Below are 15,202 nucleotides of genomic sequence, written 5' to 3'. Positions count from 1 at the left end.
AATACGAATTACAGCTCGATGCTTTCCCCCGGTTTCAACGCGCGGCCGACGCCCGGCGGAAGGAGCGAGACGAACCGTTCGGGGTCTTGGGCGATCGGCGGGAACGTGTTGTAATGGATCGGTACGACAAGTTTTGCCCCGAGCCAAGCGGCGGCAACCGCCGCGTCTTCCGGCCCCATCGTGAAGCTGTCGCCGATCGGCAGGAAGGCAACGTCAATGGAATGGCGCTCGCCGATCAGCTTCATGTCGGAAAACAGCCCGGTGTCGCCGGCATGATAGATCGTTTTGCCTTCGGCCGTGAACAAAATGCCGGTCGGCATGCCTAAATAAATAATTTGCTTGTCGTCGGTCACAAACCCAGAGCTGTGAAACGCCTGCGTGAACTTGACGGTGCCAAAGTCAAATTCGCGCGCGCCGCCGATGTTCATGCCAAACGTCTCGACGCCTTGCCAGCTTAAATACGTCGCCAGCTCAAATGCGGCCACGACAAGGGCGTTGTTCCGCTTGGCGATCTCAACCGTATCGCCGACATGGTCCCCATGCCCGTGCGTCAACAAAATGACATCCGCTTTCACATCCGCTGCGTTCAGATCGGTCGTCGCATTGCCGGTGATGAACGGGTCGATCAAAATCGTTTTTCCGTTCGTCTCAATGCGGACGACTGAATGGCCATGGTAGCTGATTTTCATCGTGACATCTCTCCTTTCCATATACACATGATTCGCCGCCGCCTGCCTATTTCCTTCTTTTCCCGCCTTGCCATTTACAATTGGCCCGTTTCTTGGTACGCTTAAAATAGACCATCGCGAAAAAAGGAAGGAAGGGAACGATGAACCAACGGCTGCAAGCATTTTCCTCTTGGCTTCAACAACAACATAGTTCATTCGCCTTCATCACGTCAAGCGCGAACGTTTTTTATTTGAGCGGATTTTGGTGCGACCCACACGAACGACTGCTGGCGCTTTTGGTCTTCCCTGACGGCGAACCGGCGCTCGTCTGCCCGCAAATGGAAGCCCCGCGCGCCCGCCGGAGCGGCTTTGGGTTTACGGTGATCGGCTACAACGACAGCACCGACCCATGGGAAGAGATCCGGCGCCATCTCGAAGCGCGCGGCGCAAAACCCGGCTTGATTGCCATCGAGAAACACCATTTGTCGTTCGCCCGTTTCGAGCGGCTCTCGGCGTTGTTTCCCAACGCCAAATGGCATGACGCCGAAGAAAAGCTGCGCCAGCTTCGCCTGATTAAGGATGAGCAGGAAATGAAGGTGTTGCGCCAAGCGGCGGAGCTCGCCGACAAAGCGATCGAAATCGGCGTATCGGCCATCCGCCCGGGCGTGACGGAGCTCGAGCTTGTCGCCGTTATTGAATATGAGCTGAAAAAACTCGGCGTTGAAGGGATGTCGTTTCCAACGACCGTGCTTGCGGGCGCAAAATCAGCCGATCCGCACGGCGCGCCGGGAACGGCGGCGGTCGCACCAGGCGATTTCGTGCTGTTCGATTTGGGCGTCATCGTTGATGGGTATTGCTCCGACATTACCCGCACCGTCGTCTGTCAGACGGCAAGCGACGAACAGCGGCTCATTTACGATACCGTCCGGCGCGCCCAGCAGTCGGCAATCGATGCCTGCCGCCCGCAAACCGCGATGGGCGAGATCGACCGCGCCGCCCGAAACGTCATCGAACAAGCCGGCTACGGCCCGTTTTTCACCCACCGCGTCGGGCACGGCTTAGGGATCGAGATCCATGAATACCCATCGCTTCATGGCGACAACAACGAACCGCTCGCCCCCGGCATGGTGTTTACAATCGAACCGGGCATTTACGTCCCATCCATCGGCGGCGTGCGCATTGAAGACGACGTCGCGGTCACGAATGATGGCGTCGAAGTGCTGACATCGTTTTCAAAGGAATTGCTCATTGTGTAACGGAGCGAAACGCTAGGAGACATAAGCGTGTTTGTCACTAAGGACGAGAGAAAGGTCGTTGGCAAAGGCTATCGCGAATAAGCGCATTAAAACAGCTGTCCGCCGGCGTGCCACAAGGCCGGATTGGACAGCTTTGCTCTGTTGATCGGATAGATTTGCTCGGACTTGCGCCTCCTTGGTGGCAAATCGCTGCGCTCCCACCGATCTTTTCGTCACTGCAACAACTGATGAACATCCGTATACGGCATGTTGTGCGCCGCTGCGACCGCTTCGTACACGATGTGCCCGTCGAGCGTGTTGATCCCTTTTAACAGCGCCGGGTTGTCGAGGCAGGCGGCGCGGTAGCCTTTGTTGGCGATTTGCAAGGCGTATGGGATCGTGACGTTCGTCAAGGCAAACGTTGACGTACGCGGCACAGCGCCCGGCATGTTCGCGACGGCGTAATGGACGACGCCATGTTTGACGTATGTCGGATTGTCGTGCGTCGTGACGCGGTCGGTCGTTTCGAAAATGCCGCCTTGGTCAATGGCGACGTCGACCAACACCGAGCCTGGCGTCATCGAGCGCACCATCTCTTCCGTCACCAGTTTCGGCGCTTTCGCCCCCGGGATCAAGACGGCGCCGACGACCAAATCCGATTCCCGCACGCATTCGGCGATATGGTACGAGTTGGACATCAACGTCGTCACTTGGTCACCGAACAAATCATCCAGCTCGCGCAGCCGCTCGGCGTTAATATCCAAAATCGTCACATCCGCTCCGAGGCCGACCGCGATTTTCGCCGCGTTCGTCCCCGCTGTGCCGCCGCCGATGATCGTCACTTTGCCGCGCCGCACCCCGGGCACGCCGCCAAGCAAAATGCCTTTCCCGCCGTGCGGCTTCTCGAGAAACTGGGCGCCGACTTGCACCGACATGCGGCCGGCGACTTCACTCATCGGCGTCAACAGCGGCAGCGAGCCGTTCTCAAGCTGCACCGTCTCGTAAGCGATGCCGACCACTTTTTGCTCGACGAGCGCTTTCGTAAGCGCCTCAGCCGCCGCCAAATGCAAATACGTAAACAAAATCAATCCGGGGCGAAAATAGCGGAACTCCTCAGGCAGCGGTTCTTTCACTTTCAACACCATCTCCGCCGCCCAAGCGTCTTCCGCGTTCGGCACGATCACTGCCCCGGCTTTTTCATATTCAGCGTCAGAAAACCCTGACCCAGCGCCGGCTTCCGTCTCCACGTACACGTCATGCCCCGCTTTGACAAGCGTCATCACGCCAGCTGGGGTGATGGCGACGCGGTTTTCGTTGTTTTTGATTTCTTTTGGAATGCCAATTTTCATGGCCGCTTTTCCTCCTTTTTCCTTTCCGTTCTTCCCTTATTGTTCCCTGTTCAACCGGAAAGCAATCAGAAAAGCGGCTGAAGATTCTACTGGAAAAAATGGCGGTAGATGACGTTCTCGCCGCCGGTGACGTCAATGACGGCGCCGGTGATGAAATCCGAGTTGTCCTCGCATAAAAACGCGATCACGCGGGCGATATCTTCGCCAGTTCCCGGGCGCCCGACCGGCGTTTCCGCATCCCGCCTGGCGCGGGCGTCGGCGATCCCCGCCTCTTTCATGGCGCCGACAATGTTGCCTGGGCACACCATATTGGCGGTAATGCCATATTCCGCCTCTTCAAGGGCGATCGTTTTCGTCAGCGACACAAGCCCCACTTTCGCCGCCCCGAACGCCGAGCGGTGCACCCAGCCTGGGGCATCCGCCGCTCCTTGAAACCCGTACGTAATGATGCGGCCAAACCGCTGCTTTCGCATAATCGGGATCGTCCGCCTCACTAAATGGAACACCGAGCTCAAATTGCCTTCAATCATTTCGTACCATTCGTCTTCCGTATAATCGGCCAGCTTTTTCCGCTCGAAAATGTACGGCCCCGCGTTGTTGATGAGGCAGTCAATGCGGCCGAACCGCTCCATGGCGGCGTCCACAAGCGCCGCCAAATCGTCTTTGTTCGTCACATCGCCGCGCACAAACTGGAGGCGGTCAGCGGCGCCGCGGTACTTCTCCGCAAGCGAGCGCACCGCCTGTTCATCGCTCCGGTAGTTCACCGTCACCGAATAGCCTTTTTCAAGCAGCAGCTCGGTCACTTTTCTCCCCAACCCTTTCGCTCCAGCCGTAATCAACGCATGCCGCACCGTTTCCCCTCCTTCTCGTCATTCGCTGTCTTCATTTTTACTTTACTACAAACCGGAGCGAATACAAAAAAAGAACCATAGCTCGTTGGCGCTATGGCTATTCGCCGACTTCCCGGCGCGGGTCGTAATATGATTCATCCTTGTCAACAATGCCGCTCTCATACGACTCAGCAATTTGCTCGGTGATCGTCCGCACTTCCTCCTCGTCGTACTGCCAGTCGTTATACCGCTTTTCCATTGTTTTTCCTCCCTTGTTCATAAAATCTCAATATATGGCCTAGTTTCCCGTCAAAGGGCGATGGGTATACCATATATAGAGATAGCATTTTTAACCAAAAGGAGGGGAGAACATGACCATGACCTACCAAACGATCGTCGTCGCCGTCGATGGGTCGAAAGAAGCGGAATGGGCGTTGAAAAAAGCGATCCAAATCGCCAAGCGAAACGGAACGAAACTCATTTTGTCCCACATCATCGATTTGCGCGGGTTCACAACCGTTGAAGCGCACGACTACGCTCTCGCCGAACGGTCGGAGCAATATGCGAAAGAACTTCTTGAACGGTATAAAAACGAAGCCATCGCCGCCGGGCTCGACGATGTGGACATCGCGGTCGAATTCGGCTCGCCGAAAGTGAAAATCGCCAAAGACGTCGCTCCGAAATACAAAGCCGATCTCATCGTTTGCGGGGCGACCGGTTTAAACGCTGTCGAACGGCTCTTGATCGGCAGCGTCTCGGAAAACATCGTCCGCCATGCAAAATGCGACGTGCTTGTGGTCAGAACGCCGAAAGCGTAATGCGGCGGCAGAATGACCGCTGATTCCATTTCCAAACGCGCATCCACCTGTTTGCCCCTTTCACGCCAAAAAAAGAACACCCCGTCGTTACGGGGTGCCAAGCAACTGTTTCGCCTTCGCCAGCGCCGCGCGCACTTCGGCAAAACCGGTGCCGCCGGCGCTGTTGCGGCGGTTGACCGCCGTGCGCGGGTTCAAGGCGTCATAAATGTCTTCGGCAAAGAGCGGCGACGCTTCCTTATACACGTCAAGCGGCAAGTCGGCCAAAAAGACGCCTTTTTCAATGCACAGCAGCACGAGCTTGCCGACGATTTCATGCGCTTCGCGGAACGGGACGCCTTTCGCGGCCAAGTAGTCGGCGAGCTCGGTCGCGTTCGAAAAGTCCTGCTTCGTCGCCCGCTCCATTACATCAGCACGAACGTTCATCGTCTCGATCATGCCGGTGAAAATTTTCAACGAACCGACGACCGTCTTCACCGTATCGAACATGCCTTCTTTATCTTCTTGCATGTCTTTGTTGTAGGCGAGCGGCAATCCTTTCATCACCGTCAACAACGCCATCAAGTGCCCGTACACCCGGCCGGTTTTGCCGCGGATGAGCTCGGCCATGTCCGGGTTTTTCTTTTGCGGCATGATGCTGCTGCCGGTCGCGAACGCATCGTCAAGCTCAATGAACTGGAACTCTTGGCTGGACCAAAGGATGAGCTCTTCGGCGAGCCGCGACAAGTGCATCATAAGCATCGAGCTGTTGCTCAAAAATTCGATGATGAAGTCGCGGTCGCTCACCGCGTCCAAGCTGTTTTCGTAAATATCGGCAAAGCCCAAAAGCTCCGCCGTCCGCTTCCGGTCGATCGGAAACGTCGTCCCGGCGAGCGCCCCGGCGCCGAGCGGCGACTTGTTGATGCGTTTTTGCGATTCAGAAAACCGTTCATAATCGCGCTCGAGCATCCAAAAATAGGCCAGCAGATGATGGGCGAACGAAATCGACTGCGCCCGCTGCAAATGCGTATACCCCGGCATGATCGTTTCGACATGCTTCTCCGCTTGCTTGATGAGCGCCCGCTGCAGCCCGCGGATGAGGCCGAGAATCTCGGTGACGCGCTTATGCAAATACAAATGCATATCGGTCGCGACCTGGTCGTTTCGGCTTCTTCCGGTGTGCAGCTTGCCCCCAACCGGGCCGATGTCGTCAATCAACATTTTTTCAATGTTTAAATGGATGTCTTCGTACGCAACGGAAAATTCGAGTTCCCCTTGCTTCGCCTTTTCCAACAGGCGGATCAGTCCGCCTTTGATCTTCTCGACGTCTTCCGCCGGCAAAATGCCGCACTCGCCGAGCATCGTCACATGGGCGAGGCTGCCTTCAATGTCTTCTTCCACGAGCTCTTGGTCGAACGGGATCGACGCGCCAAACTCGTCGACCCATTCTTCCGCTGTTTTCGTAAACCGTCCGCCCCAAAGCTTTTTCACGAATCTCGCCGCAGAGGAATGCGACTTCCTCCTTTCCCTTTATGAAGTGTCATCGTTTCGTTCATTGACCGGCCGGCACCGACGCCTTGTTTTGCTTGTTCACGATGCTGTTGACTTTCGTCGGCAAGCCGTACAGCGAGATGAACCCGACGGCCGCTTGATGGTCAAACTCGTCTTCCGAGGTGTATGTCGCTAGTTTTTCATCGTAGAGCGAGAACGGCGATTTGCGCCCTTCGACGATCGCATGGCCTTTAAACAGCTTCACACGCACGACGCCGGTGACATGTTTTTGCGTTTCTTTCAAAAACGCGACAAGCGCGTCTTTGAGCGGCGAGAACCAAAGGCCGTTGTAGATGACCTCGGCGATTTTTTGCTCGATCAGCGGTTTAAAATGGGCGACTTCTCTCACCAATGTCAAGTCTTCCAGCTCTTTATGCGCTTTAATGAGCGTGATCGCCCCTGGGCATTCATACACTTCGCGCGACTTGATGCCGACGAGGCGGTTTTCGACATGGTCGATGCGCCCGACGCCGTGCTTGCCGGCCAACGCGTTCAGCTCCAAAATGAGTTGCGCGAGCGGGTGGGATTTCCCGTTCAACGTCACCGGCACGCCTTGTTCAAAGCCGATTTCGATCACATCCGGCACGTCCGGAGCGTTCTCGAGCGAAGCGGTCAGCTCATACGCCTCTTCCGGCGGCGCCGCCCACGGATCTTCCAAAATGCCGCATTCGTTGCTTCGGCCCCACAAGTTTTGGTCGATCGAAAACGGGCTGTCAAGGTCAACCGGAATCGGAATGCCGTGCTTTTTCGCGTATTCGATTTCTTCCTCACGCGACCAGCTCCACTCGCGCACCGGAGCGATCACGTCCAAATCCGGATTGAGCGCTTTGATCGACACTTCAAAGCGCACTTGGTCGTTCCCTTTCCCCGTGCAGCCGTGGGCAACGGCGACCGCGCCTTCGAGCTCGGCGATTTCAACGAGTTTTTTCGCAATGAGCGGACGCGACAGCGCCGAGACAAGCGGATATTTCCCTTCATACAGCGCATTCGCCTGCAAGGCGATGAGCGCATACTCGTTCGCAAACTCGTCTTTGACGTCGATCACGTACGATTTGATCGCGCCGACTTTGAGCGCTTTTTCTTTTACAAAGTCAAGGTCTTTCCCTTCGCCAAGGTCCAAGCAGCACGCGATCACATCATAACCGCGCTCTTGGAGCCATTTGATCGCCACCGATGTATCTAAACCACCAGAGTATGCCAGCACCAATTTCGGATTTGCCATGGTCGTTCTCCTCTCCTGTCACATAAATATACTTTAATATAAATAAATATTCATCGCGATACATTATCACTTTATCAGCTTTCGGATGATTTTTCAATATGTATTCATGAAAAAGCATCAAAATTCCACCATGCCCTGCGGGGACATTTAGTATAATATGAAGAAGAAAAGGGGGGCCAATTGAGGATGAACGGCATCTTCATCGAAGACAAACGGCTCGGCATCCGCCTGCCGCATCTGGACAAGCCTTGGGAGGACTACAGCCCGAACGAACAAGAGGCGATTTTGCTTGAATGGGAAGCGATCCGCGGCTTGATCCCCGACCGCATCGCCGCGCTGGAGCGGGAAATCAACGAAAAACAAGACGCGCTCGGACAAGAAGCGGATTTCGCACGTTCGTGCCGGCTGAATGCGGAAGTGGCCGAACTCGCTTCCATCATCAATGATTTATGGATTTGGTATCGGGTCAGTCCCAATATTTCCTTTAAAAAAGCAGCGGCGGTAAAAAGCAAAACACGCTGACGAAACCGGCCGCCTCTTTTTTGTCCATGGCCGTGTCACATGCGGTCTTTGCCGCAGCTTTCGAGATCACATCCTTTGTCCGGATTATGTACAAACAGATTCGCTTGCCATGACACTGTTCTTTAACAATATGTTGAATTTTAGTTCTATTTGAATTATTACTGTAGATGAGCAAATTCGCTAACATAAATTTACATCAAAACAAAAAAGGAGACATGAACCCGATTCCTTGGTTAGAATAGATGTGTCATCAAACCATTCACAAGGAGGTTCATGTCTCATGAATAGATTCGCACATCACCAAGGAATTCACAAGTTTTTCACGATGTTAGGGTTGTCACTTTATTTCTCGAAACCAGTCATGAAGCATCTCGTTCATATCGTGGATGCAATGATGACAAAGGGCTTTTCGGGAACATTGACCGATCTCCATCATGGGAGTTTTCACCCGAATCATCGCACGACACTGAGCCATTTTTTCACGAAAAGTCCGTGGGATGAAGAAACATTGCTTCGCAAACTCCAGCAGTGGATCCTTCGTCGCGTCGGACGAAGCGCGAAACGAGAGAATCAACCCATTTTTGTTTCGATCGACGATACGATTTGCCAAAAAACGAAGCCTTCGCCACGGGCAACAAACGCCATTCAAGGGTGTGATTGGCACGATTCTCACGCAGAGAAAAAGTCGATCTGGGGACATTCTCTCGTTTGGCTTATGGTTCATACTGCAACCCAGGCGTTTCCCTTTGCCTTCCGCCTTTATGATAAGACGGCTGGGAAAAGCAAGGGGGAACTCGCGATCGAGATGCTTTCTTCGTTGGATGTGAATCGTCCCGTTTATGTGCTGATGGATTCTTGGCATCCATCGAAAGCGCTCGTGGAAGCTTGTCTGAAAAAAGGATTTCACGTCATCGCGATGCTCAAAACGAACTGCATTCTCTATCCGAACGGCATCGCCGTTCAAGCGAAGCAGTTGAGCCGCTCCATCGAACCAGACGACACTCGCCTCGTCACGGTGGGAGAAGAGCGTTATCGCGTCTATCGCTGCGAAGGAGCGCTCAACGGTCTCGATGATGCGGTGGTGCTGCTGGTTTGGAAAGCCGATCAACCGATGACACCCGAACATCTTCACTGCGTCTTGAGCACCGACCGAGAGCTAAGCGATGAAGACATCTTGCGCTGCTACGCCGAGCGTTGGTCGATCGAATGCTTCTTTCGTCAAGCGAAAGATCAGCTGAAACTCGATGGATACCGCGTTCGCGGGCGTCGGGCGGTGAAACGGTATTGGATCTTGGTGCAGCTGACTTACGTGTACAGTATGTTCGAGTCCAACTGTGATTTTTCGGATGGGCTCGATCTCCTGCGCAAGAGAAAAGGACATAGCCTCGTGGAGTTCATTTACAGCGCAGCAAAACAAAATATTCCTATTGACGCCGTGAAAACACAGCTCCATGTGGCATAAGGGGTACCCTGTTTGTCTCTTTTTACATGGTAATTATTGTTATAAAAATTACTCAACTACAGTTATTATTAATTTGACTCCTTTTCACACAACACGGAGGGATCAGACATGGCCAACAATCTATCACCAGCTTCACTTATTCAATCGTTTTCTTGGGATCAGGCGTTCGCCCACTACGACGGAGATCCGCGCGGCCGATTCAACGCCGCCCACGAAGTATGCGACCGGTACGCCGACGATCCGAGCCGCATTGCGCTGTTTTATGAAAACGCTTTAGGAGAGCAAAAAACGATCACCTATCGGCAATTGCGCGATTGGTCGAACCAAATGGCGAACGTGTTCCGCAAGCTGGGCGTGAAAAAAGGGGATCGCGTCTGCGCGCTGATGCCGAAAAACCCGGCCCTTGTCGTCTACATTTTGGCGGCTTGGAAAGTCGGCGCCGTGTATGTGCCGCTCTTTACCGCGTTTGGCCCGCAGGCGATTGAATATCGCATCAACCATTCCGAGGCGAAAGTCCTCTTGACGAACAAGGAACAGCGCGCCAAACTGCCGCCGCGGGACAACATGCCGACATTGGAGCACATTTTTGTCATTGACGGATCGTCTCATGATCAAGACCAGCCATTTTGGGAAACGCTTTCATCGATGCCGACTGAGCACTCGATCGAAGAAACGACGGTCGACGATCTGCTCGCGATTCAGTATACGTCCGGCTCGACCGGGATGCCAAAAGGCGCCATGTGGCCGCATAACGTGCTCATCAACATTTATCCGTATATGCGCTATGCGATTGGCCTGCGCGATGACGATGTCTTTTTCGGCGGGGCGGATCCGGGCTGGGCGTACGGGCTGATCTTTTGCACCTTCGCGCCGATGGCCTTTGGTGTGCCGATCGTCTTTTACGAAGGGCCGTTTAAGCCGGAGACGTGCTATTCCTTGATGGAAAAATACCGGGTGACCAATTTCGCGTCCGCCCCGACCGCGTATCGGGCGATGGCGGCGGCCGGCGCGGACGTCATTCGCCGCTATCAACTGAACGTGCGCGCCATGAGCTCGGCCGGCGAGCCGCTCAATCCGGAAGTCATCCGCTTTTTCCAAGAGCATTTGGGCGTTACGATCCATGACCATTATGGCTTGTCGGAAACGTTGATGCTGATCGGAAACTTCAACGCCGCCGAGATGGAAATCCGGCCAGGCTCGATGGGATGGCCGCTGCCGGGCTTTGACGTGGCCCTGCTCGATGAGAATGGAACCCCAGTCGCCGACGGCGAAGTCGGACAAATTGCCTTTAACACCGACTCGATCCCAAACGTCTTTAAGGGGTATTGGAAAGACCCTGAAAAAACCGCCGAGCGGCTCGTCGGCAAGTGGTTTTTGACCGGCGATTTGGCGACAAAAGACGAAGACGGGTATTTCTGGTTCCAAGGACGGGCGGACGACATCATCTCGAGCGCCGGCTACCGCATCGGGCCGTTTGAAATTGAAAGCTGCCTCCTTGAGCATCCGGCTGTCGTCGAAGCGGCCGCCGTCGGGAAGCCGGATCCCGTCAAAGGGGAAATCGTCAAAGCGTTTGTCGTGCTCAGAGAAGGCTTTGCGCCGTCGGACGAGCTGGCCGAAGAGCTGTCCTTGTTCGTCAAAACGCGCTTATCCAAACATGAATACCCGCGCGAAGTCGAATTTGTCACCGAATTGCCGAAAACGCCGAGCGGAAAAATCCAGCGGTTCATCCTTCGCAATCAAGAAAGGGGAAAGCAGATCAAGGCCTAACCGACAAAGAGGATGCCCCGGCAACGGAGCATCCTCTTAGCCGTTATTTCTCATCGTTTCCAATGCCCAACATCTTCTTTAGCCGGGGCAGCTTCCGCTACTTCTTCCCATCTTTCCGCACTTCCCTCACCACATGCCCCAATTCCGGCAAAATGAGCTTCGTCATCGCCAGCCGCACGGCGCCGGTGGAGCCGGGGGTGCAAAAGATGGCGGTATCCATCGCCACGCCGGCGACAGCGCGCGACAGCATGGCGGCCGGGCCGATGTCTTCGGTGTAGCTTAGGAAGCGGAACAGCTCGCCAAAGCCGACAAGTTCTTTCTCAAGCAACGCACCTACCGTTTCGATCGTCACGTCGCGCTTGGCGATGCCGGTGCCGCCGTTCGTGAGCACCGCATCAACATCAAGGCGGCGGCAGCCGTCAAGCACTGCCTCGCGAATGGCGTCCGCTTCGTCTTTCACGATCTCATAGCCGACGACCTCATGCCCGGCTTCCGTGAGTAGCTCGATCATCAGCCGGCCGCTTTGGTCGGTTTCCTCCGTTCTCGTGTCGCTGACGGTGATGACTTTGCAGCGGACGGTTTGGGGAGCTTCTTGTTTATGGACAGCTGTGCTCATTCCCTCATCTCCTTTTGTCATTGTGTTGTTGGCTATAGTATAGCAAAAATTACCCAACTCTTGCCGGCTGCTTCTCGCTGGCGAAACGAAAGGAAAAGACCCCATCGTGAAATCGATGTCTTCCGCCTACACTCCACAAGACAACCAATCGGCTGTCCCGAAGGCGCGCCTGGCCGTTTTCGGGCGGCCGTCTTTTTTGTACACTTTCGGATAAAACTATTTGTTATATAATAGACAGAATTGTTATAATATTAACACATAGAGAAAAACGCAATTGTCCACTCATGGATAACGGACAAGTCGGCAAAAGGAGGGAAAAGCGGTGCATCGTACGCTAAGTGAAAAGCTACAGGCCATTTTGCAAGATGGGATGGCGGTCATCGGACGGCACCGCGAATCGATCGCAGCCCGCTGGAATGAAAAATTAGGCGAATTGAAGAAAAAGCAGCATATCGCGGCCCATTCACTTGAAGCGGCCATTGAACTGCTTTCCAAACACATGACGGAAGCGAATGGCGAGGCGCGCGAATGGCTGAAAACGATCGGTGAAGCATGGCGCAGCCATTCATGTTTTTCGCCGTCCAACAAAATGACGTTTGTCTTTACGATGCTCGAAAATGCGGTGCACGAAGTCGTTCAAGCCATCCCCGGCAGCACATTTCATGACCATCAAGCCGTTCAATATTTGTTTTCCAAAATGTATGAGGCCGTTTTTTCCCCAACGGTCGACAACCAGCCGGACATCGGTCGGTTTTTGGAACAGCTTGCCGTCTCGAGACAAATGCCCATCCATTGGATCGCCGAACTGGACAAGGCGGACGGCCGCTTTTACGTCAAAAAACTATACGGAGAAGCAGAGTGGCTGCCGACAGACGTCCACATGATGGGGGCTGACACCATTTTTTCCTTGGGTGAACAGCTGCTTGCCTATATGCCAAAGGCGAGGGGAAAGAAACGCGTCATTCCGCTTCCATGGGAAGAAAGCGTTTTCCTATTTTGCACAGATGAAGCGGATCACCAAGTTCTTCCGTTTCTCCTTCATTCGTTCGAATTGTTTCACGCCGGGGGAATGGCGCTTGAGCAAACGAAACAAGACCAGCTTTGGAAAGATGCCGTCATTTTATTTGACCGGTTGATCATGCGTGCGAAATCATTGCAGCAGGCGGTGGAATACATTTCCTCCGGTTTTGTCTCCTATTTGCCGTTTGAACGATGCGCACTGTTCGCCTACTCGAGTGTCAATGAAAGCGGATTCGGACTTTACGGATACAAACTGGACATCGATCAAATCAAAAGCATTCGCGAGGACATTAATGCCTTGCCGCTCATTAAACAGTACGTGCAGCAGCTGCAATTGCTTGGCAATCATATGGCGAACGTTCCGCCCATTTACTTGTCTGATGCAGCGGAAGGGTTGCCGGCGAAATATGTGGAACAATTCCAGCTCGAATCGATCGTCATCGCTCCGATTTACGCTCCATCGGAAAACCGGCTCATCGGTGCAGCCATTTTGGATCAAGGCCCCGGGCAACCTTTCACGTTATCGAGCGACATTTTCACCGCGGTCATGAAATTCGGCCAAAGCGCCGGCGAAGTGCTGGCGAAATTCAACGGAGGCCGTCCGGAGCTCGTTCCATCAGTGCCGCACTTGTCGCCGCGGGAAATCGAGGTGCTGAAGCTCGTCGCCGAAGGGGCGTCCACGTATGAAGCAGCGAAGCGGCTCCATTTGAGCGAGTATACGGTGCGCGACTATGTATCGGCCATTTTGCAAAAAATGAACGCCAAAAATCGGACGGAAGCCATTGTGAAAGCGATCCGCGACGGCATTATTTGAAGCGCCGGCGCGGAAAAAAGAGCGCGCCGCTTTTTTTTTTGCCTCTTGACAGCGGCGCGTCCCCGCGCTTTATGGCAGCGCCCGCAGCCAGCGTTTCAGCTCATTTTTCTGTTGTTCGAGCTGTTGTTTCACTTCCTCAAGCTGTTCAAGCTGCGCTTTATACTGTTGAATGCGTTCCGACACCTGTTCGATCATCCCCTTCTCTTCTCCCGCATCGGAAAGCGGCGCAGGCAGTTCCTGCGTCGGCAGCCGTTGTCCGCTCCCCGTCCCATCCGGCGGCTTATGCTCCTTTAACTCCTGCTGCATGTCTTTCAACTGTTCATTTGTCTGCTGCCAGATGGCATCGATTTGTGCCAGCTGTTCAGTCAGCTGCTCCGTCTGGTTGCGGATCATCTGCTCGATGCCATCGAGCGTCTTCCCGCTCACCCCGGATTGCACCACATCGCTGATTTGGTCAATCAGCTCGCTTGTTTTCTTCTGTTCTTCTTTCACTTCCTCGATCAACCCGCCCGCCGGGTCAAGCGATGGAAGGGTGATGGTTGACGGCTGCTCGGCAGGAGCAGTTGGGATCGATGGCGTCCCTTCTTTCTCAGGTGCCGGTTTTACGGATGGCGGATCGTTTCCGTCCCCCGCCCCATTGCTGCTTCCATTCGTCGGCCCACTGGGCGCAGCGGAAGATGGTTCATCCGGCGATGCGCTCGGTTCCGATGGCGCGGTTGGCTTTTCTCCTGATGACGGCGCAGCCGGCTGATCGGTTTCCGTTGACGTCTCTGGCGGTTGGCCCCCATTCGATTTCATCGAGCTGCCCTCATCCACTGAAGCCGTTCCGAACGCCGCAGCAGCGGATAACTGCGGAATGACAAGCTCATCCGCCGTCAGTTCTGTCGCGACTACCGTTACATCTTTCAAACATTGCTCGACAAGCGGCACGCCATCCATGCACAGACCGCCGATTTCCATTTTTTTCACTCTCATTTTCATCCATTTTGTCCGCGCAACTTGATCGGTATGGAACGTAAACGACACAGTGTGCCCCGCCATCGTTTGTTGTTTCGTCAATGTCATCCCGTATATTTTCGCTTGAATAAAGGCGATGGGCATATCTCCCGTTAAAACGACCGGCGCTTTGAGAATGATTCCGCCTAAATCGATCGTCCCAACCACTTTATCTGCATGTATGACAAATCCGGACGGTTCCTGTCCTTCTGCCGCCGCCCGGCCAGCGCCGCCCAAAAGCCAGCCAACAACGGCAGCCAAAACGGTTACAACAGAAAGAGCAACGATTCTTCTCAAACGTTCAGCCATCTTCATCCCCCTGTTGGTGGCGGAAACAGCCGCTCCCCCGCTGGTTT

The 15,202-nt window shown here is 54.4% G+C and carries 14 protein-coding genes; 6 read left to right on the top strand and 8 right to left on the bottom strand.

The window, feature by feature from the left end:
* Positions 1-8 precede the first annotated feature (8 nt).
* Positions 9-689 (bottom strand): metal-dependent hydrolase, encoded by a 681-nt coding sequence (locus tag LG52_RS01600; protein ID WP_044730586.1) that lies wholly within the window; start codon positions 687-689, stop codon positions 9-11.
* Positions 690-829: 140 nt separating this feature from the next.
* On the opposite strand from LG52_RS01600, the gene LG52_RS01595 reads away from it, so the two are divergent.
* Positions 830-1,924, top strand: coding sequence for a M24 family metallopeptidase (locus LG52_RS01595; protein WP_044730585.1), 1,095 nt, complete (start codon positions 830-832; stop codon positions 1,922-1,924).
* Positions 1,925-2,136: 212 nt separating this feature from the next.
* On the opposite strand, the gene ald is transcribed toward LG52_RS01595, so the two are convergent.
* From ald to LG52_RS20035, 3 genes are all read right to left on the bottom strand, one after another.
* Complete coding sequence (ald, locus tag LG52_RS01590) at positions 2,137-3,252, bottom strand: alanine dehydrogenase (RefSeq protein WP_044730584.1); 1,116 nt, start codon at positions 3,250-3,252, stop codon at positions 2,137-2,139.
* 86 nt (positions 3,253-3,338) lie between these two features.
* Complete coding sequence (locus tag LG52_RS01585) at positions 3,339-4,103, bottom strand: SDR family oxidoreductase (RefSeq protein ID WP_044730583.1); 765 nt, start codon at positions 4,101-4,103, stop codon at positions 3,339-3,341.
* A gap of 97 nt (positions 4,104-4,200) precedes the next feature.
* Positions 4,201-4,341 carry a hypothetical protein gene (locus LG52_RS20035; RefSeq protein WP_197071946.1) on the bottom strand — a complete coding sequence of 47 codons (141 nt, stop codon included), beginning with the start codon at positions 4,339-4,341 and terminating at the stop codon, positions 4,201-4,203.
* Positions 4,342-4,453: 112 nt separating this feature from the next.
* Between LG52_RS20035 and LG52_RS01580 the strand changes: the two genes are divergently transcribed.
* The gene (locus LG52_RS01580) at positions 4,454-4,900 is read left to right on the top strand and encodes a universal stress protein (protein ID WP_044730582.1); all 447 of its coding nucleotides are present in this window, start codon (positions 4,454-4,456) and stop codon (positions 4,898-4,900) included.
* An 87-nt stretch (positions 4,901-4,987) separates the two neighbouring features.
* On the opposite strand, the gene argH is transcribed toward LG52_RS01580, so the two are convergent.
* Positions 4,988-6,367, bottom strand: coding sequence for an argininosuccinate lyase (gene argH, locus LG52_RS01575; RefSeq protein WP_044730581.1), 1,380 nt, complete (start codon positions 6,365-6,367; stop codon positions 4,988-4,990).
* 61 nt (positions 6,368-6,428) lie between these two features.
* A complete protein-coding gene (locus LG52_RS01570) occupies positions 6,429-7,649 on the bottom strand; it encodes an argininosuccinate synthase (RefSeq protein WP_044730580.1) in 1,221 nt (406 codons plus the stop codon).
* 186 nt (positions 7,650-7,835) lie between these two features.
* Here LG52_RS01570 and LG52_RS01565 point away from each other — a divergent pair, with 186 nt between their 5' ends.
* The 3 genes from LG52_RS01565 (at position 7,836) to LG52_RS01555 (ending at position 11,400) form a co-directional block, all read left to right on the top strand.
* Complete coding sequence (locus LG52_RS01565; protein WP_044730579.1) at positions 7,836-8,171, top strand: hypothetical protein; 336 nt, start codon at positions 7,836-7,838, stop codon at positions 8,169-8,171.
* A 280-nt stretch (positions 8,172-8,451) separates the two neighbouring features.
* Positions 8,452-9,633 carry an IS701 family transposase gene (locus LG52_RS01560; RefSeq protein ID WP_044730578.1) on the top strand — a complete coding sequence of 394 codons (1,182 nt, stop codon included), beginning with the start codon at positions 8,452-8,454 and terminating at the stop codon, positions 9,631-9,633.
* Between the two features lie 108 nt (positions 9,634-9,741).
* A complete protein-coding gene (locus tag LG52_RS01555; protein WP_044730577.1) occupies positions 9,742-11,400 on the top strand; it encodes an acyl-CoA synthetase in 1,659 nt (552 codons plus the stop codon).
* 97 nt (positions 11,401-11,497) lie between these two features.
* Here LG52_RS01555 and LG52_RS01550 read toward each other — a convergent pair whose 3' ends face one another.
* Entirely contained in the window at positions 11,498-12,016 is a 519-nt protein-coding gene (locus LG52_RS01550; RefSeq protein WP_044730576.1) for a MogA/MoaB family molybdenum cofactor biosynthesis protein, read from the bottom strand.
* A 322-nt stretch (positions 12,017-12,338) separates the two neighbouring features.
* Between LG52_RS01550 and LG52_RS01545 the strand changes: the two genes are divergently transcribed.
* On the top strand, positions 12,339-13,850 hold the full coding sequence (locus LG52_RS01545) for a response regulator transcription factor (RefSeq protein ID WP_023633830.1): 1,512 nt from the start codon (positions 12,339-12,341) through the stop codon (positions 13,848-13,850).
* 69 nt (positions 13,851-13,919) lie between these two features.
* Here the strand turns inward: LG52_RS01545 and LG52_RS18490 are convergent, their stop codons facing one another.
* Entirely contained in the window at positions 13,920-15,155 is a 1,236-nt protein-coding gene (locus tag LG52_RS18490; RefSeq protein WP_052524465.1) for a hypothetical protein, read from the bottom strand.
* Positions 15,156-15,202: the final 47 nt, after the last annotated feature.

Source organism: Geobacillus kaustophilus (assembly GCF_000948285.1).
GTDB classification, from domain to species: domain Bacteria; phylum Bacillota; class Bacilli; order Bacillales; family Anoxybacillaceae; genus Geobacillus; species Geobacillus thermoleovorans_A.
The sequence above is the reverse complement of the archived record's forward strand: the minus strand, read 5'-3'. Positions and strand labels throughout refer to the sequence as shown.

Excerpts from the sequence above, each read along its gene's own strand:
- LG52_RS01570 (WP_044730580.1), bottom strand. The coding sequence starts at position 7,649 with ATGGCAAATCCGAAATTGGTGCTGGCATACTCTGGTGGTTTAGATACA.
- LG52_RS01600 (WP_044730586.1), bottom strand. The coding sequence starts at position 689 with ATGAAAATCAGCTACCATGGCCATTCAGTCGTCCGCATTGAGACGAAC.
- LG52_RS01550 (WP_044730576.1), bottom strand. The coding sequence starts at position 12,016 with ATGAGCACAGCTGTCCATAAACAAGAAGCTCCCCAAACCGTCCGCTGC.
- LG52_RS01565 (WP_044730579.1), top strand. The coding sequence starts at position 7,836 with ATGAACGGCATCTTCATCGAAGACAAACGGCTCGGCATCCGCCTGCCG.
- LG52_RS01595 (WP_044730585.1), top strand. The coding sequence starts at position 830 with ATGAACCAACGGCTGCAAGCATTTTCCTCTTGGCTTCAACAACAACAT.
- LG52_RS18490 (WP_052524465.1), bottom strand. The coding sequence starts at position 15,155 with ATGGCTGAACGTTTGAGAAGAATCGTTGCTCTTTCTGTTGTAACCGTT.
- LG52_RS20035 (WP_197071946.1), bottom strand. The coding sequence starts at position 4,341 with ATGGAAAAGCGGTATAACGACTGGCAGTACGACGAGGAGGAAGTGCGG.
- LG52_RS01560 (WP_044730578.1), top strand. The coding sequence starts at position 8,452 with ATGAATAGATTCGCACATCACCAAGGAATTCACAAGTTTTTCACGATG.
- ald (WP_044730584.1), bottom strand. The coding sequence starts at position 3,252 with ATGAAAATTGGCATTCCAAAAGAAATCAAAAACAACGAAAACCGCGTC.
- LG52_RS01580 (WP_044730582.1), top strand. The coding sequence starts at position 4,454 with ATGACCATGACCTACCAAACGATCGTCGTCGCCGTCGATGGGTCGAAA.
- LG52_RS01555 (WP_044730577.1), top strand. The coding sequence starts at position 9,742 with ATGGCCAACAATCTATCACCAGCTTCACTTATTCAATCGTTTTCTTGG.